Origin of the sequence: Thermoanaerobacter brockii subsp. finnii Ako-1, assembly GCF_000175295.2 — a bacterium.
Taxonomy (GTDB): domain Bacteria; phylum Bacillota; class Thermoanaerobacteria; order Thermoanaerobacterales; family Thermoanaerobacteraceae; genus Thermoanaerobacter; species Thermoanaerobacter pseudethanolicus.
In genome coordinates this window covers 2,283,562-2,299,995 of the sequence record NC_014964.1, presented here as the reverse complement: position 1 = coordinate 2,299,995, position 16,434 = coordinate 2,283,562, and the positions used below count along the sequence as shown (strand labels likewise).

The window sequence follows — 16,434 nt, the reverse complement described above, 5'->3', positions numbered from 1 at the left end:
TTATCTTTATGAGAGTGTACGACGTCATTATCATTGGAGGAGGTCCTGCGGGACTTTTCACTGCCTTAGAACTAATCGATAAAAAAGATGGATTAAATATATTGCTGTTAGAAAAAGGGAAAGATATACAAAAAAGAATTTGCCCTATTAATGTCTATGGCTCAAAGTGTGCTAATTGTAAACCCTGCGCTATTACTTCTGGAATAGGGGGCGCAGGGGCATTTAGTGATGGGAAACTGACTTTGACATCAGAGTTTGGTGGGGTTTTAGATGAATACATGTCTAAGTCGCAGCTTAACGACCTTATAAATTATGTCGACAGGATATACGTAAAATTTGGAGGGACAACAGAAGTTCACGGTACAGATAGAGAAAAAATCAGAGAAATAGAAAAAAGAGCTCAAGCTGCAGATTTAAAATTGATTCCTGCAGTGATAAAACATTTAGGTACAGAAAAATGCTTTGACATTATAAAAAACATGAGAGATTATATTGGGCAAAAGGTGGAGATTAAAACAGAGACACCTGTTGCTGAGATAATTGTAGAAAATGGCAAGGCAAAAGGGGTAGTTACAGAAAAAGGAGAAAAATATTACGGGGAATATATAGTTGTTGTACCTGGAAGAGAAGGTGCTGAATGGTTCAAAAGAGAAGCTGACAGAATCGGATTGGAAACAAAAAATAACGCTGTTGATATAGGAGTGAGAGTAGAAATTCCTGCTGTTGTCATGGAAGATATAACAAAGGAAATATACGAATCGAAATTTATATATTATTCTAAGTCTTTTGATGACAGGGTAAGGACTTTTTGTATGAATCCTTATGGTAAAGTTGTGATAGAAAATAATAATGGAATTAAAACAGTAAATGGACATAGCTACAAAGATATAAAAACAGACAATACAAATTTTGCAATACTTGTTAGCAAAGAATTTACCCATCCTTTTAATAGACCCATAGAATATGGTCGTTATATAGCAGAACTTGCCAATATGTTAGGAGATGGAGTGATTGTGCAAAGATTAGGGGACTTACTAGCGGGAAGGCGTTCTACTCCAGAAAGGATTAAGAGAGGCCTTGTGGAACCAACTTTAAAAGATGCAACGCCAGGAGATTTAAGCTTGGTGTTACCTTATAGATTTTTGCAGTCAATTATTGAGATGTTGCAAGCTTTGGACAAAGTATCTCCAGGGGTATATTCTAAACATACACTTTTATACGGTGTTGAGGTAAAGTTTTATTCCTCACGAGTAAAGCTTACTGACAAATTTGAAACGCAAATTCAAAATCTATTTGCGGCGGGAGATGGAGCAGGCATTACACGGGGACTGGCACAAGCCTCTGTATCTGGCGTTGTAGTTGCAAGAGAAATATTGGAAAGAGTTAAATAAGGAAGGAGAATAATTATGTCAACATTAGTTATAGTTGGTACCCAATGGGGAGATGAAGGGAAAGGGAAAATTACTGATTATCTTGCGGAAAAGGCAGATGTAGTCGTAAGATACCAAGGAGGGAACAACGCAGGGCATACTGTTGAAAAAGAAGGTGTCCAGTATAAACTTCATTTAATTCCTTCTGGAATATTGTACTCCGAAAAAATTTGCATAATAGGTAATGGGGTAGTGGTTGACCCTGCTTCTTTGATTGAGGAAATAGAAAATTTACAAAAACAAGGAATTAGCGTGGATAATTTAAAGATAAGCGATAGAGCCCATATCGTTTTTCCTTATCACATAAAGCAAGATGAACTTGAAGAGATTTCAAAAGGGAAAAACGACTTAGGGACAACAAAAAGAGGAATTGGTCCTTGTTACATGGATAAGTCAGAAAGAATAGGGATAAGGGTTTGTGACCTTCTAAAACCCAAAGTTTTTGAAGAAAAACTTAGAAGAAATGTGGAAAAGAAAAACAAACTTTTTAAGGAGCTATATGGAGCAGAAGGATTTGACTTTGAAGAAATGTACCAAAAATACTTGGAGTATGCTGAAAAAATAAAACCCTTTGTTACTGATACAACAGTGCTTTTATACGATTTAATTAAAAGTGGCAAAAAAGTTTTATTTGAAGGAGCACAGGGGACACTTCTTGATTTAGATTTGGGTACCTATCCTTATGTTACTGCTTCCCATCCTATAGCAGGCGGTGTTACAGTGGGGGCTGGCATAGGACCCACGATGATTGATGAAGTTATGGGAGTTGTGAAGGCGTATACTACGAGGGTTGGAAAAGGCCCATTTCCTACAGAGCTTTTTGATGAAAATGGTGAATTTTTAAGAGAAAAAGGCCATGAATACGGTACTACAACGGGAAGAGCCAGAAGATGTGGCTGGCTAGATGCTGTGATTCTTAAATACTCTGTAAGAGTATCCGGCATAACACATTTTGCTTTGACAAAACTTGATACCCTGACAGGGCTTAAAAAAATAAAAATTTGTACAGGATATAAATTTAATGGCAGAATAATAACAGATTTTCCCGCAAGTCTTGAGGATTTGGCTCAATGTGAACCTGTATATGAAGAATTTGACGGGTGGGAAGAAGATATACAAGGAGCAAAAACTTTTGACGACTTACCTTATAATGCTCAAAAATATATAAGAAGAATTGAAGAATTGATAGGCATTAAAGCAGCAATAATATCTGTAGGACCAGAAAGAAATCAGACTATTGTTTTAAGGGATTTTTGATGAAGTTTCATCAAAATCCCTTTTTGTTTGTTGACTGTAACAACCTTAAATGGTATATTTTAAATATAAAGGTTTAACTAAAAGGGGGATTGCAAATTGTTTGAGTTTAAAAAGCCTACTGCTAAGGAATATTTGGGGGCATACATAATTCAAGCTTTTGAGGTTTCGCCCGACGATTCTAAGCTTGTAATGAGTGCCAATTTAAACGGTGCTTTTAATTTGTGGGCTATTGACCTTGAAACTTCCTATTATCCGTATCCATTAACGAGCATCGGGCAAAGCACTTCCTTTATTAAATTTGACCCAAAAGGGAGATATATACTTGCGGGATTTGATAAAGATGGGGATGAAAACTACAAAATATACGCATTGCCTTTAATAGGGGGAGAACTTACGCCTTTGTTTGAGGAATCTAAAGATCAGGACAAATACTATTTTTCACATTTAAATGAAAAAGGAAAACTTTTGTATTACGTTTCAAGCAAGGAAAATCCTACTTATTTGAATGGATATGTATACGATATTGAAAAAAAGCAAGAAAGAAGATTGTACGAAGGATCAGAAGGGGCTACATACCTTGCTGCAGTGTCTGACGACGACACCCGATTTGTGATAATAAAAGGTTTTGCCAACACCTATGCTGTAGCAATGGTGATGACTGAGACAGAAACTTTGCCACTTGTTCCTGATCCACAAAAAATTCACATAACCAGAAGTCCTCTTTTTGTAGACAAGGACACAATATATTTTTTGACAGACTATGAGTCTGATTTTACATATCTTGCGATGTTTTCAATAAAAGACAAAGCTTTTCGCAAAATTTTAGAAATACCCGATGTCTCTTTTGTGGAAGCAAAGTTTCACAGAGAAAGTAGCAGTATCATACTTCAAGCAGAAAAAGGTGTTGAAGACCTTTTGTATCGCTTTTATTTAGATGACCAAAGGTTAGAAAAAATACCCTTGCCAGTTTCGGTAATAGACCAATTGGAGGTTTCTAAAAAAGGCACGATATACGTATTAGGCCGAAGTGCCACAACCATTCACAACATATACAGACTGGTAGAAGGTAGAGAGTGGGAACCTATTACCCAAAATAGGTTGCCCGGTATCCCAAAAGAATTATTGGTGGAGCCAGAAGTTTTAGAATATACAAGTTTTGATGGCAAAAGGATACAGGCATTGTTTTTTAAACCTCTAGCTGATATAGACAATGGATACACAGTTCTTTGGCCACATGGTGGACCGCAAGCTGCTGAAAGAAAGTTTTTCCGCCCATTTTTCCAACTCTTATTAGCTTATGGGTATCGCATATTTGCTCCAAATTTCAGAGGGAGCACAGGATATGGTAAAACCTTTACTCAACTAGTAGAAAGAGATTGGGGAGAAGGACCACGAAAGGATATAATTGCAGGGATAGATTGGCTTATTGAGACAGGGAAAATTGACAAAGATAAAATATTTGTAGTTGGGGGAAGTTATGGAGGGTATATGACCCTTCTGTTACACGGAAGGCATGCAGACAAATTTAAAGCCTTTGTTGACATTTTTGGAGTCAGCAATTTAATTACTTTCGCAGAATCTGTGCCACCCCATTGGAAGCCTATGATGGAAAGATGGTTGGGAGACCCTGTAAAAGACAAAGAACGTTTAATTAAAGATTCCCCCATCACTTATTTAGAAAACATGACAAAACCTATGTTAGTGGTGCAGGGGGCTAATGACCCTCGTGTAGTGAAAGCAGAGTCAGACCAAATTGTAGAAGCTTTAAGGTCAAAGGGTAGGGATGTAGAGTACATTGTACTACCAGATGAAGGCCATGGCTTTTCCAAAAAAGCTAATGAAATAAAGGTGTACACAGCTATTTTGGATTTTCTCGATCGCCATAAGTAAAGGGCAAAAAAATTTTTTAAAAAGCTTGACATATACTGTTGCTCTAAGTATAATATATAAATGTCAGGACAATTGGATAGCTAATAAAGGTGCTGGCGTAGCTCAATAGGCAGAGCAGCTGACTTGTAATCAGCAGGTTGAAGGTTCAAGTCCTTTCGCCAGCTCCATTTTTTTAATCTTAATACTGTGATTTGCAAACATTTTGCAAACATCCAATAAATGTAAGAAAGTAAATAAAAAAATTACTGGAGGTATTCCTCCAATTTTTTTATTGCCTCTTTTTTACTGTCCAGTAGAACATGTGAGTATAAATCCATTGTAATCCCTATCTGTGAATGTCCCAAAATTTCAGATACAACTTTCATTGGTACGCCAGCCTGTACCAAAAAGCTTGCACAGCTGTGTCTAAGGTCGTGAAATCTTATCTGAGGCAGTTCAGGGTATGCTTTTAGTATTTTACTAAATTTCTTGCTTACATATTCGGGTGTTTTCATTCTTCCATCTTCCCATACACTAATATAACCCTCGTACTTCTTATTATATTTTTCTCCTAACAGCATTCGATTCTGTAATTGCTTTTTCTTTTCTTCTTTTAAGACTTCTATGACATCGCTGTGCAGTGGAATAACTCTTATGCTTGTTTCACTTTTAGGTTCTTTTATAATTTCTTTCCCCCCTACTTGCTGGTACTGCCTTTTTACAGTACACGTTTTATTATTGAAATCAATATCTTCCCATTTCAAACCGCAAATCTCACCAATACGCATTCCTGTATATAGAGCTAGCATAAAGTGTAAATAAATTGGTGTATCTTTAAAAATTTCTTTTGCTTTTTTTACATCATTTATGCTCCATACTGTTATTTCGTTTTTATTCTTTTTTGGAGGTTCAACATAGTCGCAGGGATTTTTAGAGATAAGCTGCCACACTACAGCTTTTTTTAAAGCGGATTTTAAAACTCTATGGTGATAATTAATTGTGGTGTCAGATAGTCCTAACTCTTTTAGTTTATTGTAGTAGTTTTGGATCATTACAGGCTTTAGTTTAGTAAGCTCTATATCTCCTAAATAAGGCTTAAAATACAGCTCAATAAGCTCTTTATACGATTTTAAAGTTTTAGGTGCAAGCTTTAGTTCGCAATGCGTTTCATACCATTTATTCAAAAACTGTCCTAATGTCAGATTCGTAAGTTCTAATTCGTTTTTTTCAATTTTAGCTATAATTTCTGCTAGCGCTTTTTCAGCCTCTTTTTTTGTTTTAAACCCGCTTATCCACTTCTGCTTCCTCTTTCCATTTTCATCTCTTCCTATATCTACAACAATTGAATATGTAGATCCTCTTTTTCTTATATGTCCCCTCATGGTAATACCTCCCTATAGATTTAAAGTTTAATTAATAGGTTCATTGTAAAGCCTGTGTCCTAAAGATGAAATATCAATTTCATTGATTTGACTATTAGCTATATATTCGAAGTATTCGGAAAGAGCTTTTACTATATTTTCATCGCTTATAGTTATACATGATTCATAATTTTTAAAAAATCCGGAAGACGTAAAATTTAAAGATCCCAAGAAGGCATATGAATCATCGATTATGTAAAGTTTATAGTGTAAGAAAATATTACTATCATTTATAAATTTAACAAAGAAAGGGGTATAATACGTGTAAGTATATATTCTGGTAGAAATAATTTTTTTTCTTAGAAATAAAATTATGATTGCAAGTAAAAAATAAATTAATGGAGTTGAAGTAAAGAGATTAATATTTTTAGTACTTAAAAGAACAGCAGAAACTATAATATAGAGAACAAGTATAATAGCTATAGCCATTGTAAAATAATACAGGCTTTTTCGCTTATTTACAGAATCTTCGTCTATATGGCGCTTCTGTAAAATTATCTTTCTCAATAAGTTGGAATTCATAGGGTTATATAAATCACTAATTTTAAATGAAGAAATTAACTTTATATCTTTTATACTTTCTGTTTTTTCTAATAATAAGTCAATTAATTCCTCGCTAAAATAAGGAGAAAAAATTTTTATTGACTTTTTTGCGTTTTTAATATAATTTTTTATCCTTTCGCCTGCATTTCTTCCAAGGTAAAGTGAACAACTTACATTGTCACTAATAAAAGGTTTAATATAGTTTCCATTCATAGAAGCCCCCCTTTTTCTACAAAGATTAACTCTTTACTAAATATCTAAACAGTTGTCTCGATACTTTATCTGCTTCATCTTCCAATTTTAAATGCTCCATGTTAAGTCCTATAATGTATCCACAGCGTGGCATGTCATTCAGTATATGCTGTATCTCATGGAGGAAAGTTTTAACCTGCGTGTTGTAGTTTATATTTCCGTTAAGGAGTAGATGATAGTTTCCTCTTCTGCTTACATATGTAAACCCCAGCACCGATGCGGGTAAATTAAACACTATATGTGTCCTTATACCAAATGCATTCATAATATCGTGAAAAGGGATTGTTTCATCCATCAAAGCTCTCATAAGAGATGTATCAAGCAAGTTAATATTACTCAATTAAATCATTCCCCCTTATCTTCTTCATCTTCTATTGCTTTTATTATTCGAATTATTTGCTTTATGTCTTTAGGAGACAGTTTTTTTGTTTGCTTGAATAAAAGCTTTAAATCCTCCCGTTCTTTTAATGTGTTCCAAAACTCAAACAACTCTGGGTCATCAGAAACAGCCTCAGTAATCTCGTCAACTGGAGAGCGAATATCTGTTCTACCCAGAAGATAATCAATAGAAACGTTAAAAAAATCTGCTATCTTCTTGAGAGTTTCTGGGTCAGGAAAACGTTGCCCAGTTTCATACATGGCTATAGTACTGGGTGAAAGGTTTAGTAACCTAGCAAGCTCACGTTGCGTCAAGTTTTTTTCATTTCTAAGTGTTTTCAATCTATCTTTTAACATTGAATCACTTCCTAATCGTTGTTATTTGTGTTGTTTTTAAAATATCACAAGGAGTGAATTTGCACAATATTTATCACGAAAAGTGAAAAATATTTTTAAAAACTGTTGACAAATTCACAGAATGTGATAAAATAAAATCAGAATATATCACATATTGTAAGCGGAGGACTCAACAATGTTTTCTTTAGCTGAATTAAGAAAAAGCAGAAGATTAACACAAGAGCAGTTATCCAAATTATTAGGAATAAGTAAAAGTTCTATCGCAATGTACGAAACAGGCCAAAGGGTGCCATCTTTAAGTAGAGCTAAAAAAATTGCAAAATTTTTTAATGTCCCTGTAGAAAAAATTTTTTTTGGAGATATTAATCACACTTTGCGAGCAAAAAACAAATCATTTTAGTCCAAGATATGGATTATTACCCTAAAATTATTATAAAACAAACTTTTGGCAATTAAAAGTTTAATAAAAGGAAGTAATCCCATGAAAATAGTAATTGTAAAAACTACCACAATATTAATTTTCATAAGGAGGGTAAAGAATCATGGATAACAGAATAACCATAAAATTTGAAGTTGACATTACGGACGTTATAAATCAAATCATTCAGGCGCTCAGTACTGTAGAAAAAGATAAAGAAGAGCAAAAACCCTTATCCTTACTTGATGCTTATACAATAGATGAAGCAGCAAAAGTGCTGGGTGTAAGCAGAAGCTATATGTATGAGCTTGCAAAGCATAAAGACTTCCCCTCACTAAAAGTACACGGCAAGAAAATAATAATTCCTAAAAAAGGCTTAGAGGAGTGGATGCAGAAGAAATTCGAAGAAGAGAAAGGCAGCGGTAAAGTAATTGCCATGGGAGGCAGAAAATAATGTGGATTGAATTTAAACCCATGAAAAATAAAGATCTACTTATTAGAATAGCTGAAGAGCTTATGAAAGTAGTACCTATAAGAATAGAAAAAGCCGATGAAGGCTGGAAATTGATGATAAAAACATAGTATATAGCCGTAGTATGCCCAAAATGCGGAACAAAAAATATAACCTGAGGGGTGATATTGTGGATAGAAAAAGTAAAGCCATAGAGTTATACCTTCAAGGGTATAAGATAATAGAAATAGCTAAAAAACTTGGTGTTTCACAACCGGCTGTTACTAAAATGTTAAAGCAGTTCCCAGAATACCATAAAGAAAAAGAACAGAGAAAAAAAGAAAATCAAGAAAAGGCCAGACAATGGAGAAATGAGTATAAAAAGCAGAAAAGGGAGCAGTACGATGAGGAATACGAGCTAGTAATAAGAGACCACGAACAGGCTGCAGCAGCACTTTCAAGAAAAGGCAAGCTCAGCAATGATGTTCTTATAAAATTGTGTATAATTCATTACGATTATAATAAAAAGAAGGAACGTCTTATCTTCAACGAAAGTGCTGGCAAAAGGCCGGCGGATCTCCCTGGGTCAGTGTATGTTCATAAAAATATCTTGAAGCAGTTTAGAGTATAGTGCACTGTAATATTAAAAATTTGCAGATTTAGGAGGACAATAAAATGTTAAATAGAATTAGTAATTCTATATGGGACTTTATGATAGCTTTAGTTTCAGTTGGACTTTTTACTTTATCTCATGTAATGTTTATTCTTGTTGATTACAAGGTGATAATTTCAAATTTATCTTTTATAAAAGGTACGGGATTTTTATTCATTGCATATATAACTATTTCCCTTATTGGAATTTTTACAATTGAACCTGTATCGGAACTATTTTCTTATCTAGTGCACAAAATTACTTTAAAAGAGATTGAAATAGTTAATGTTACAGATTTTTTAGTATTTTCCGGTTTGTATTTTATAGTACCTTTTGTTATTTTCCTTATTATGAGATTTTTTTAATCTTTATCTCCCCTTTAATTTGACGTTACAAGTAAAGTAAAAAGAGGTGAACATATGAAAAAAGCAAAAAAATTGCATGTTAATATTACAGATCCTATTGCTATAATAGTTGCTCCACTTACTTTTCTATTGTTTGTTATATGGACGTTGTATTTTTTTACTACTCCTACACCAAGCTACTTTTATCTTAACTCTAATGTTGCAGATATAGGAATAAGGCCTATCAGCAATGAAAATTTTATTTTAGGCCAATCTACAAAAAGGGTGTACCTCAAAGAAACGCCTTTTATTTATGATTCAAAAATTTATTTACCACTTGAAGCTGTAATATTGGCAAGCGGAATCAAAAAAGAAAATATTGTAAAAGAAAAAGATAAGATAAGAATAAAAATTGAGAAAAATAATGATATCTGTTTAGATTTAAAGAAGAAAATAGCTGTAACAGCTAAAGAGGAAATACACCTCGGCGGTGCCTTATTAATAAGAGATGACGAAATTTTTTTAGCTACACAATATATAGAAAAAATTTTTAAAGTAAAAATAGAAACAAATAAAAACGAAGTAATATTAAGACACAATTTATTTCCAATACCTTTTAATTAATCGATTAGCATAACTGATTTGGTAGTTATATAGTTCAATTAAATACAATCTTGACGCTTTATTAATATCTAAAATAAAATATGAGTACAAAATCGCAAATATAATAAGCAGGAAGATCAGTGGTGAAATCCTTGCTTCTTCATAACTTTTAATATCAGCTAGGTAGTATCCTACTATACCCCCTAATGAGGTATTTACAAGATTCATTGTAAGAGTGGGTTCTTTGCTGTTTTCCAATGTCTCTTTTACTATTTTATTTTCTTCTCTTAGCATTATGAGAAAATGTATTACATCATTATTTTTTAATTTACCTGTTTTTATCTTCTTAATTTTACGTTTTAGATTTTTCCTTATTTCTCTTTTATCTTGTTCCTTTAAATAGTTAGAAAAATTCTCGAGTCTGTGAATGGCAACAAATAAAAGTATTAAAAGAAAAACTACAATTGTAATCATTATTTTATTACTTAAGACTGAGTGCAAAATACCGCCCAAAATTATAACTCCTAAAATAAAAATGGCAATTTCTATTCCAAAGAGTAAGAATAATGTAAAAACATATAGCTTTCTTCTGCGGGTTGAGAAATAGGTGTATTTTGGCTCGAATGGATGAAACGGATTAAAAAGGGTACACAAATCTTTCATGTGGTAGTTCCTCCTTTACGTAACTTTTTGTCATATATGTGTTTTCGGTATATATCTTAGAGAATTAAAGTAGCAAAAATATCATGCAAAAATTGTTAAATCAAACCTTGAATTGCCTTTAAAAATATCATAAAATAAAAGCAAGAGCATAAAAAACGAGTAAAGTGTGTATAAAAACTGTTAGCAAGAATATAAAACTTTAATGGTTAAAACGTATCTAAAAACCATGTAAAGCAGGTGGAGGAATTATTTATGAATAATGAAGATAAAATTCTAGGACTTTTAGAGAAAATTTATAATGACTTTAATGTCAGATTTGATGTGGTAGAAGAAAGAATAGGTGCTGTAGAAGGACGAATAGGTACCATAGAAGAGAGAATGACTGTAGTAGAAAAGAGAATTGGCATTGTAGAAGAAAAACTAAAAGTGGTAGAAGAAGAAATCCACGGATTAAAAAGCGAAGTAAACGAAGTAAAAGACGATGTAAAGAAGTTAGGCACTAAGATGGATACCGAAATTAGTGATAAAGTAAGGGCATTATTCGATGACAGACAGCTTTTGCATGAAAAACTTGATGAGATAAGTGGAAAAATTGACATGCTTCAGCTGGATGTAAATAATCTAACAGTTAAGACAGTATATCACGATAACCGCATAAAAGAGCTAAGCAAAAAACTGGGCGTTTAATAAGCCCGGTTTTTTCTATTTTATTGAGTGTTTTTATGGAAGGAGATGAAAACTTGAATATGCTTTACACTGCCGGCCTAGCAGCCGGTATTTTCTTTGGCATAGTTTTGGGAGCTTTAATTGGACTTATTTTAAGCATATTAAAGGAGGTGCAAAATTGAGTAAGTTTGTGTATATTTGTCATCCTTACAGCGCTAATCCTTCAGCAAATAAGGTTAAGTTTTACAAAATTTTTAGGTTCATAAAGAACAACTTTAAAGAAGTAGTGCCATTTTCTCCTGTTCATGCATTTGGCGAATTTTATGATGACAGAAAGGAGGAGGATAGAAGGGAAGTTTTAAAGCTGTGTACTGATGTTCTAAAGCGGTGCGACGAGGTGTGGGTGTTTGGTAACTGGCAGAGCAGTGAAGGCTGCAGATTGGAAGTAAAAACAGCAGAGAATGAAGGAATTAAAGTGAGATTTTTTAATGATGAGGAGGTAGGTTTATGAACGGCATTACGCCTGTTGGTGAGGCTCAGATAACCTCATTTTTGTGGAAAATTGCAAACTTTGTGATGGATGTAGGTATTGTTGTTGCTGTGATTTTTATCGCAGTAAACGGGTACAGATTTTATACTACAGGCCACAACCCCGGAAGAAGAACAGAAGCTATGATGGGACTTTTCTGGTCTATACTTGGAGGAATAGTGGTAGTTGGTGCAAAATTTTTCGCCGGTGTAATCCTCGGCTTTAAGCCGTAATAGGGATGTGATTTGTGTGAGAATGTTTGAAGTGCCTATTCAATTAGAAAGAGAAGAAAAGATATTCGGCGGGAATTTTTCTGTTAGGCAGATGATATTTGTTATTGTTGGTGTAGGAATTGGCGCAGTTTTCTTTACAAAATATTTTTCAAAAGATTTGTTTACTGCTTTAGTGGTTTGGGCAGCTTTTTCGGCTGCAGGAGCATTTCTGGCTTTTTTTAAAAAGGACGAGATAGAAATAGATAAGTATATTGTGATGTACCTAAAGTTTTTGGTTTCTCCAAAGGAGTACCTTTTTATTGGAGGTGGAAAGCAGTGCTTTTTAAAAAGAACAGCAGCATAGATTTTTTAAGCATTGAAGATATAAAAGATGGGCTTTTGATTTTAAAAGGTAATAGGTACAGGGCGGTTGTAACAGCCGACCCTGTAAATTTTTCTCTTCTTTCAGAAGAAGAGCAGGGGGCGGTTGAGGCAGCTTTTATAAGCCTTCTTTTATCTCTGTCTTTTCCGCTTCAGTTTTTCACAATAGTTAAGCCTGTAGATGTTTCTGAATCAATAGAGGAATTTAGAGAAAGGCTTCAGTTTCTTCCTGAAGGAATGAGAGAGTATGAAAAAGAGCTAGAAGAGTTTCTTGGATATTTTTCAAAGCAAACTATTACGACAGAGTCTTATGTGGTTGTTCCTTATGATGACACTGCAGGAGGATATGACAGGGCGAGAAGTGAAATAATGAGGCGAGTCCACATGATTGTAGAGGGGCTTGCCAAATGCGGACTCATGCCGAGAATTTTGGGTACTGATGAGCTTTTGGAGCTTATGTTTTTTGTGCTGAACAGAGACGGAAACATAAGAGTGAACAATCTTATTAAAGCTGGAGCCTTTGAGCTTTATAAAAAGGGGGTTAAACTAGGTGCTGAAGCTTAAAAAGAATAAAGAAGAAGCTGTTAAAGAAGAGCCGGAGCTTTTTGAAAAGGTTCCTACTGTAGTGGAAGTAATCTCACCTGACGGATACTTGATAGAGAAAGATTATATAAGGGTTGGGAAGAAATTTTACAGGCTTTATGTGCTTACAGATTTCCCTCAGGCCGTTTACGTAGGGTGGCTGGAGGATATTAAGCTTCTTGGCAATGTGGATGTGTCAGTCCATCTTACGCCTGTAGATGCAAGAGATGCTGTAAATCAGCTTACAAGGAAGATAACTCAGTACCAGTCGCAGTATATGCTGGACGACCAGAGAGGAAACATATATGAGCTGGGAATTTTGAGAAAGGCGGTGGAGGACCTTGAAAGGCTGAGAGAAAGCATACAGATGAACAGAGATAAGCTTTATTATGTTACAGCGGTTGTTTCAGTTTCTGCAGACTCAGTAGAAGAGCTTGAAAGAAGCTCAAAAATTCTGGAAGAGGTTTTAGCAGGTAAAAGCATAAGAGCAAGAAGAATGTTTCTGAGGCAGAGCGAAGCTTTTAAAAGCTTTGTGCCGATTTTAGAAAATCACTGTGAGGATTTATCAAGAAATTTCAACAGCGGTGCTGCTGCATCACTTTTTCCTTTTGCATCTCCGGAGTTTTCGCACAAGAAAGGCATACCGCTTGGAATAAATCTTTTTACCGGAAGCCCTGTAATTTTTGACAACTTCATAGGTCCACCTTTTATGACAAACTACAACTTAGGTATATTTGCTACATCGGGAGCAGGAAAGTCGTTTCTCATAAAGCTTTTGTCCATGAGGGGAGCGCTTTTGGGCATAAAAACGGTTTTTGTGGACCCCGACGGCGAGTACAACCGCATGGTTCAGAAGATGGGAGGAAGCGTTGTTAAGATAAGCACAGAGACTGAGAACATAATTAATCCCTTTGATGTGGAAGAAGAGGAAGATGAGAATGAAATAAGGTATGTGGACATAGTTCAGAAAATAGCCGAGATAAAAGCTTTGGTCGGGATGATAGTGGAAGGAGTTATGAAGGACAAAATTTCAGCAGAAGAATTAGCTGCTGTGGAAGAAGCGGTAAGAGATGAGTATGAGGCAAGAGGAATAAACAAAAGCCCGGAGTCTTTATATGAGAAGAATATTGCAGACAGTGAAGAGTTTTATTTTAAAAAGAAAAAAGAAATGCCCACACTGTCAAGCTTTGTAGAAAGGCTAAAGAAAAATCCAAGGGGAGAGAGAATTGCTGCAGTTATGAAGCCTTTTTTAAAAGGAGGTACTTTAGGTATATTTGACGGACAGACAAATGTTTCATTAGAAGACTCTTACTTAGTTAATTTTGATGTATCAGAGATAAGGGATAGGTTTTTGAGGACGTATGCAATGTATGTCATAACAAACTGGATATGGGAGAAGTTCGTTAAGAAGGATGTTAAGCAGAAAAAGAGGGTTGTAGTGGATGAGGCGTGGATGTTTATGAAGTACAAAGACACAGCTTACTTTCTTGAGAATTTATCGAGAAGGGCAAGAAAAAGAAACACCTCCCTTACTGTTGCTAGTCAGTCCTTTATTGAGTTTTCAAATTCACAGGAAGGAAAAGCAGTGCTTACAAATTCTGCAGCAGTGTTTTTAATGAAGCAGGCTGCTACAGATATAGATTCTGTTCAGGAGGTGTTTCACCTTTCACAGGGTGAAAGAGATTTTTTAACCTCCTGTGGGGTTGGTGAGGCTTTATTTTTAGTCGGCAGGAACAAGACTGCCATTAAGGTGGTGGCAAGTGATTATGAGAAGAAGCTCATTTCTACAAATCCGAATGAGTAGGCTGATTATTTTTGCTGTGGCTTTGGCTCTTTTATTCAGTATAACTGCTTTTGCTGAAACACCTTCTGTTACAAGCCCAAGTAATTCTCCGCAGCCGCAGGAGGACCAGGGCAGTCTTATTGAAGAGCTTATTGCCGCACCAATCAATGGGCTTTATTCGGCAATTCAGATTTTAGGGCTTAAAAACTTTGATGAGCTTATATTCAACACCTCCTACGGTGATCTGGCACCTTACAGCCCGCAGGAGTGGGATATTGTGATGACGTGGTATAGAAGAATAAGAGATGCTGTGTGGGTGCTCCTTTTAATTGCAGTAGCGGCACAGGGATACAGGTTTATGACATCCAGTGTCAATCCATCAAAAAGGATAAACTTCATGCAGAGTGTTTCAAGTGTGATATATGCCTTTTTCATAATTCTGTTTATGCCGTACTTTATGAGGATTATGTTTCAGGCGAACAATGCTCTTGTGGATCTGTTTCACAGTATTGCGCAAAGCATGGGAGCAGTGGGAAGTACTTTTGATATAAATGATATAAAAACGGGAAATGTGCTTGCTACAGCAATTGTCAAGCTGGGCTACATTGGGATTTTGCTTTATTTTAATTTTCTGTACCTGATAAGAAAATTTGTTTTGACCTCAATGTTTATACTGACACCCATTGTAGCATGGAGCTGGACAATATCAGGAAGAAAAGAAGGAATAGGCGTTATAATAGGTGAAACTGCTTCCAACGCTTTCATGCAGGCAGCCCATTCATTGGTTTTATCACTGTATCTGGTGCTCATAAAGGCTGGGGTTTCAACGGATTTTTCTCCCTGGTGGGCGCAGATATTCGGCATGGTGTGCTTAATACCTACTGCAAATGTTATTAGAGACCTGCTTCAGGGCTGGCTCAAATTCTTGGGAGTCAATGAAGAGAAGTGGGCAGGAGCAGCAACTTTGGGTCTTACTGGCCTTTTGGGGCTTGCAAATATTGCAAAGACTACAGCAGCTCCAAAAGCTTCTTTTCCTTCAAGCACTTTTTCGGGGACCCTTCCATCTGGACCTGCAGGAACAGGTGCTGTATCAGCGGGTGTTAAAGCAGGATCAGTTGCAGGCACAATAGGAAGTGCTGTTGGCAGCCTTATAGGCTCTGCAGCTTCTATTCCTTTAAGGACTATGGGTGTGGATGTGACAGAGCACTTCAGGAGTGCCGGTGGCGTAATAGGCAGGAGCACAGCAGCTCCTGCTGCAACAGCTGTTGCCTTAATAAAAGAGGCATATGACAAAGGCAGAGATACCGGTACTGGCTTTATTGGAGGCCTTTCACAGTCTGTTGGAATAGAAAGAATTTTAAATGAGAAGGATGCAGCGGAAGCAGTAGGGAGAGCTGGAGGAATGATTTTGGGCTCTGCCTATGGATACAAAGGAAGTGAGGTAGGTAAAAAAATAGGAGGAGCAATTGGAAGATATGGATTTCATATGGCCTCCTTCATTGCTCCGACTGTCCTGACGTCAAATACTGATATGTTCAGGTGGAGAAACTAGGCTTTAAAAGGCTTTTTAAGTTTTGAAAAAAGGCAGGGGATATATCTTCCTGCCTGTTTTTTTAGACGCTAAAAAGGGAATATGGGAGGGT

Annotated in this window: 21 protein-coding genes and 1 tRNA gene; 17 read left to right on the top strand and 5 right to left on the bottom strand. The window is 35.6% G+C overall.

The features are described 5' to 3' along the window. The first annotated feature begins 8 nt into the window (after positions 1–8). The 4 genes from THEBR_RS11390 (at position 9) to THEBR_RS11375 (ending at position 4,744) form a co-directional block, all read left to right on the top strand. Positions 9–1,391 carry an NAD(P)/FAD-dependent oxidoreductase gene (locus tag THEBR_RS11390; RefSeq protein WP_009052092.1) on the top strand — a complete coding sequence of 461 codons (1,383 nt, stop codon included), beginning with the start codon at positions 9–11 and terminating at the stop codon, positions 1,389–1,391. A 15-nt stretch (positions 1,392–1,406) separates the two neighbouring features. Continuing rightward, positions 1,407–2,687, top strand: coding sequence for an adenylosuccinate synthase (locus THEBR_RS11385; RefSeq protein WP_009052093.1), 1,281 nt, complete (start codon positions 1,407–1,409; stop codon positions 2,685–2,687). Between the two features lie 96 nt (positions 2,688–2,783). Continuing rightward, complete coding sequence (locus THEBR_RS11380) at positions 2,784–4,577, top strand: S9 family peptidase (protein ID WP_009052094.1); 1,794 nt, start codon at positions 2,784–2,786, stop codon at positions 4,575–4,577. Between the two features lie 91 nt (positions 4,578–4,668). Beyond that, positions 4,669–4,744 (top strand) — tRNA-Thr (locus THEBR_RS11375). Between the two features lie 75 nt (positions 4,745–4,819). Here THEBR_RS11375 and THEBR_RS11370 read toward each other — a convergent pair. From THEBR_RS11370 to THEBR_RS11355, 4 genes are read right to left on the bottom strand one after another with little or no spacing between them, the layout of a single operon-like run. Continuing rightward, positions 4,820–5,938, bottom strand: coding sequence for a site-specific integrase (locus THEBR_RS11370; RefSeq protein ID WP_012269814.1), 1,119 nt, complete (start codon positions 5,936–5,938; stop codon positions 4,820–4,822). A gap of 27 nt (positions 5,939–5,965) precedes the next feature. Next, positions 5,966–6,733 carry a phospholipase D family protein gene (locus tag THEBR_RS11365; protein ID WP_012269813.1) on the bottom strand — a complete coding sequence of 256 codons (768 nt, stop codon included), beginning with the start codon at positions 6,731–6,733 and terminating at the stop codon, positions 5,966–5,968. 25 nt (positions 6,734–6,758) lie between these two features. After that, positions 6,759–7,112 carry a hypothetical protein gene (locus tag THEBR_RS11360; protein WP_013570866.1) on the bottom strand — a complete coding sequence of 118 codons (354 nt, stop codon included), beginning with the start codon at positions 7,110–7,112 and terminating at the stop codon, positions 6,759–6,761. A 5-nt stretch (positions 7,113–7,117) separates the two neighbouring features. After that, positions 7,118–7,507 carry a helix-turn-helix domain-containing protein gene (locus THEBR_RS11355; RefSeq protein WP_012269812.1) on the bottom strand — a complete coding sequence of 130 codons (390 nt, stop codon included), beginning with the start codon at positions 7,505–7,507 and terminating at the stop codon, positions 7,118–7,120. Positions 7,508–7,682: 175 nt separating this feature from the next. Here THEBR_RS11355 and THEBR_RS11350 point away from each other — a divergent pair, with 175 nt between their 5' ends. The 6 genes from THEBR_RS11350 to THEBR_RS11330 all read left to right on the top strand — a co-directional run bounded on the left by THEBR_RS11350 (position 7,683) and on the right by THEBR_RS11330 (position 9,996). Further along, positions 7,683–7,907: a helix-turn-helix transcriptional regulator gene (locus tag THEBR_RS11350; RefSeq protein ID WP_012269811.1), complete on the top strand. Its 225-nt coding sequence runs from the start codon at positions 7,683–7,685 to the stop codon at positions 7,905–7,907. A gap of 142 nt (positions 7,908–8,049) precedes the next feature. After that, positions 8,050–8,379, top strand: coding sequence for a helix-turn-helix domain-containing protein (locus tag THEBR_RS11345; protein ID WP_012269810.1), 330 nt, complete (start codon positions 8,050–8,052; stop codon positions 8,377–8,379). Beyond that, positions 8,379–8,507, top strand: a complete 129-nt coding sequence (locus THEBR_RS12665) for a hypothetical protein (protein WP_013570865.1) — start codon at positions 8,379–8,381, stop codon at positions 8,505–8,507. The genes THEBR_RS11345 and THEBR_RS12665 overlap by 1 nt, the downstream gene beginning before the upstream one ends. Before the next feature lie 59 nt (positions 8,508–8,566). Further along, a complete protein-coding gene (locus THEBR_RS11340; protein WP_012269809.1) occupies positions 8,567–9,007 on the top strand; it encodes a helix-turn-helix domain-containing protein in 441 nt (146 codons plus the stop codon). 44 nt (positions 9,008–9,051) lie between these two features. Then, on the top strand, positions 9,052–9,393 hold the full coding sequence (locus THEBR_RS11335) for a hypothetical protein (protein WP_009052186.1): 342 nt from the start codon (positions 9,052–9,054) through the stop codon (positions 9,391–9,393). A gap of 54 nt (positions 9,394–9,447) precedes the next feature. Then, complete coding sequence (locus THEBR_RS11330) at positions 9,448–9,996, top strand: stalk domain-containing protein (RefSeq protein WP_012269808.1); 549 nt, start codon at positions 9,448–9,450, stop codon at positions 9,994–9,996. Here THEBR_RS11330 and THEBR_RS11325 read toward each other — a convergent pair. Then, positions 9,973–10,638 (bottom strand): ABC transporter ATP-binding protein, encoded by a 666-nt coding sequence (locus THEBR_RS11325; protein ID WP_009052188.1) that lies wholly within the window; start codon positions 10,636–10,638, stop codon positions 9,973–9,975. The genes THEBR_RS11330 and THEBR_RS11325 overlap by 24 nt on opposite strands. Positions 10,639–10,890: 252 nt before the next feature. Between THEBR_RS11325 and THEBR_RS11320 the strand changes: the two genes are divergently transcribed. The 7 genes from THEBR_RS11320 to THEBR_RS11290 all read left to right on the top strand — a co-directional run bounded on the left by THEBR_RS11320 (position 10,891) and on the right by THEBR_RS11290 (position 16,343). Then, entirely contained in the window at positions 10,891–11,325 is a 435-nt protein-coding gene (locus tag THEBR_RS11320; RefSeq protein ID WP_009052189.1) for a hypothetical protein, read from the top strand. 157 nt (positions 11,326–11,482) lie between these two features. Continuing rightward, complete coding sequence (locus THEBR_RS11315) at positions 11,483–11,815, top strand: DUF7768 domain-containing protein (protein WP_009052191.1); 333 nt, start codon at positions 11,483–11,485, stop codon at positions 11,813–11,815. Further along, a complete protein-coding gene (locus THEBR_RS11310) occupies positions 11,812–12,066 on the top strand; it encodes a pilin (protein ID WP_012269807.1) in 255 nt (84 codons plus the stop codon). The genes THEBR_RS11315 and THEBR_RS11310 overlap by 4 nt, the downstream gene beginning before the upstream one ends. Positions 12,067–12,088: 22 nt before the next feature. Then, positions 12,089–12,409, top strand: a complete 321-nt coding sequence (locus tag THEBR_RS11305; protein ID WP_012269806.1) for a PrgI family protein — start codon at positions 12,089–12,091, stop codon at positions 12,407–12,409. Then, positions 12,382–12,990: a hypothetical protein gene (locus THEBR_RS11300; RefSeq protein ID WP_012269805.1), complete on the top strand. Its 609-nt coding sequence runs from the start codon at positions 12,382–12,384 to the stop codon at positions 12,988–12,990. The genes THEBR_RS11305 and THEBR_RS11300 overlap by 28 nt, the downstream gene beginning before the upstream one ends. Next, positions 12,977–14,812, top strand: coding sequence for a VirB4 family type IV secretion system protein (locus THEBR_RS11295; RefSeq protein ID WP_012269804.1), 1,836 nt, complete (start codon positions 12,977–12,979; stop codon positions 14,810–14,812). The genes THEBR_RS11300 and THEBR_RS11295 overlap by 14 nt, the downstream gene beginning before the upstream one ends. Next, entirely contained in the window at positions 14,775–16,343 is a 1,569-nt protein-coding gene (locus tag THEBR_RS11290; RefSeq protein WP_009052196.1) for a hypothetical protein, read from the top strand. Before THEBR_RS11295 ends, THEBR_RS11290 begins: the two co-directional genes overlap by 38 nt. The last annotated feature ends 91 nt before the right edge of the window (positions 16,344–16,434 follow it).

What these genes read in the sequence shown, in the direction of transcription:
- THEBR_RS11365 (WP_012269813.1), bottom strand. Translation starts at nt 6,733, where the DNA reads ATGAATGGAAACTATATTAAACCTTTTATTAGTGACAATGTAAGTTGT.
- THEBR_RS11385 (WP_009052093.1), top strand. Translation starts at nt 1,407, where the DNA reads ATGTCAACATTAGTTATAGTTGGTACCCAATGGGGAGATGAAGGGAAA.
- THEBR_RS11370 (WP_012269814.1), bottom strand. Translation starts at nt 5,938, where the DNA reads ATGAGGGGACATATAAGAAAAAGAGGATCTACATATTCAATTGTTGTA.
- THEBR_RS11310 (WP_012269807.1), top strand. Translation starts at nt 11,812, where the DNA reads ATGAACGGCATTACGCCTGTTGGTGAGGCTCAGATAACCTCATTTTTG.
- THEBR_RS11345 (WP_012269810.1), top strand. Translation starts at nt 8,050, where the DNA reads ATGGATAACAGAATAACCATAAAATTTGAAGTTGACATTACGGACGTT.
- THEBR_RS11355 (WP_012269812.1), bottom strand. Translation starts at nt 7,507, where the DNA reads ATGTTAAAAGATAGATTGAAAACACTTAGAAATGAAAAAAACTTGACG.
- THEBR_RS11350 (WP_012269811.1), top strand. Translation starts at nt 7,683, where the DNA reads ATGTTTTCTTTAGCTGAATTAAGAAAAAGCAGAAGATTAACACAAGAG.
- THEBR_RS12665 (WP_013570865.1), top strand. Translation starts at nt 8,379, where the DNA reads ATGTGGATTGAATTTAAACCCATGAAAAATAAAGATCTACTTATTAGA.
- THEBR_RS11325 (WP_009052188.1), bottom strand. Translation starts at nt 10,638, where the DNA reads ATGAAAGATTTGTGTACCCTTTTTAATCCGTTTCATCCATTCGAGCCA.
- THEBR_RS11390 (WP_009052092.1), top strand. Translation starts at nt 9, where the DNA reads ATGAGAGTGTACGACGTCATTATCATTGGAGGAGGTCCTGCGGGACTT.
- THEBR_RS11290 (WP_009052196.1), top strand. Translation starts at nt 14,775, where the DNA reads ATGAGAAGAAGCTCATTTCTACAAATCCGAATGAGTAGGCTGATTATT.
- THEBR_RS11330 (WP_012269808.1), top strand. Translation starts at nt 9,448, where the DNA reads ATGAAAAAAGCAAAAAAATTGCATGTTAATATTACAGATCCTATTGCT.
- THEBR_RS11335 (WP_009052186.1), top strand. Translation starts at nt 9,052, where the DNA reads ATGTTAAATAGAATTAGTAATTCTATATGGGACTTTATGATAGCTTTA.
- THEBR_RS11320 (WP_009052189.1), top strand. Translation starts at nt 10,891, where the DNA reads ATGAATAATGAAGATAAAATTCTAGGACTTTTAGAGAAAATTTATAAT.
- THEBR_RS11305 (WP_012269806.1), top strand. Translation starts at nt 12,089, where the DNA reads ATGTTTGAAGTGCCTATTCAATTAGAAAGAGAAGAAAAGATATTCGGC.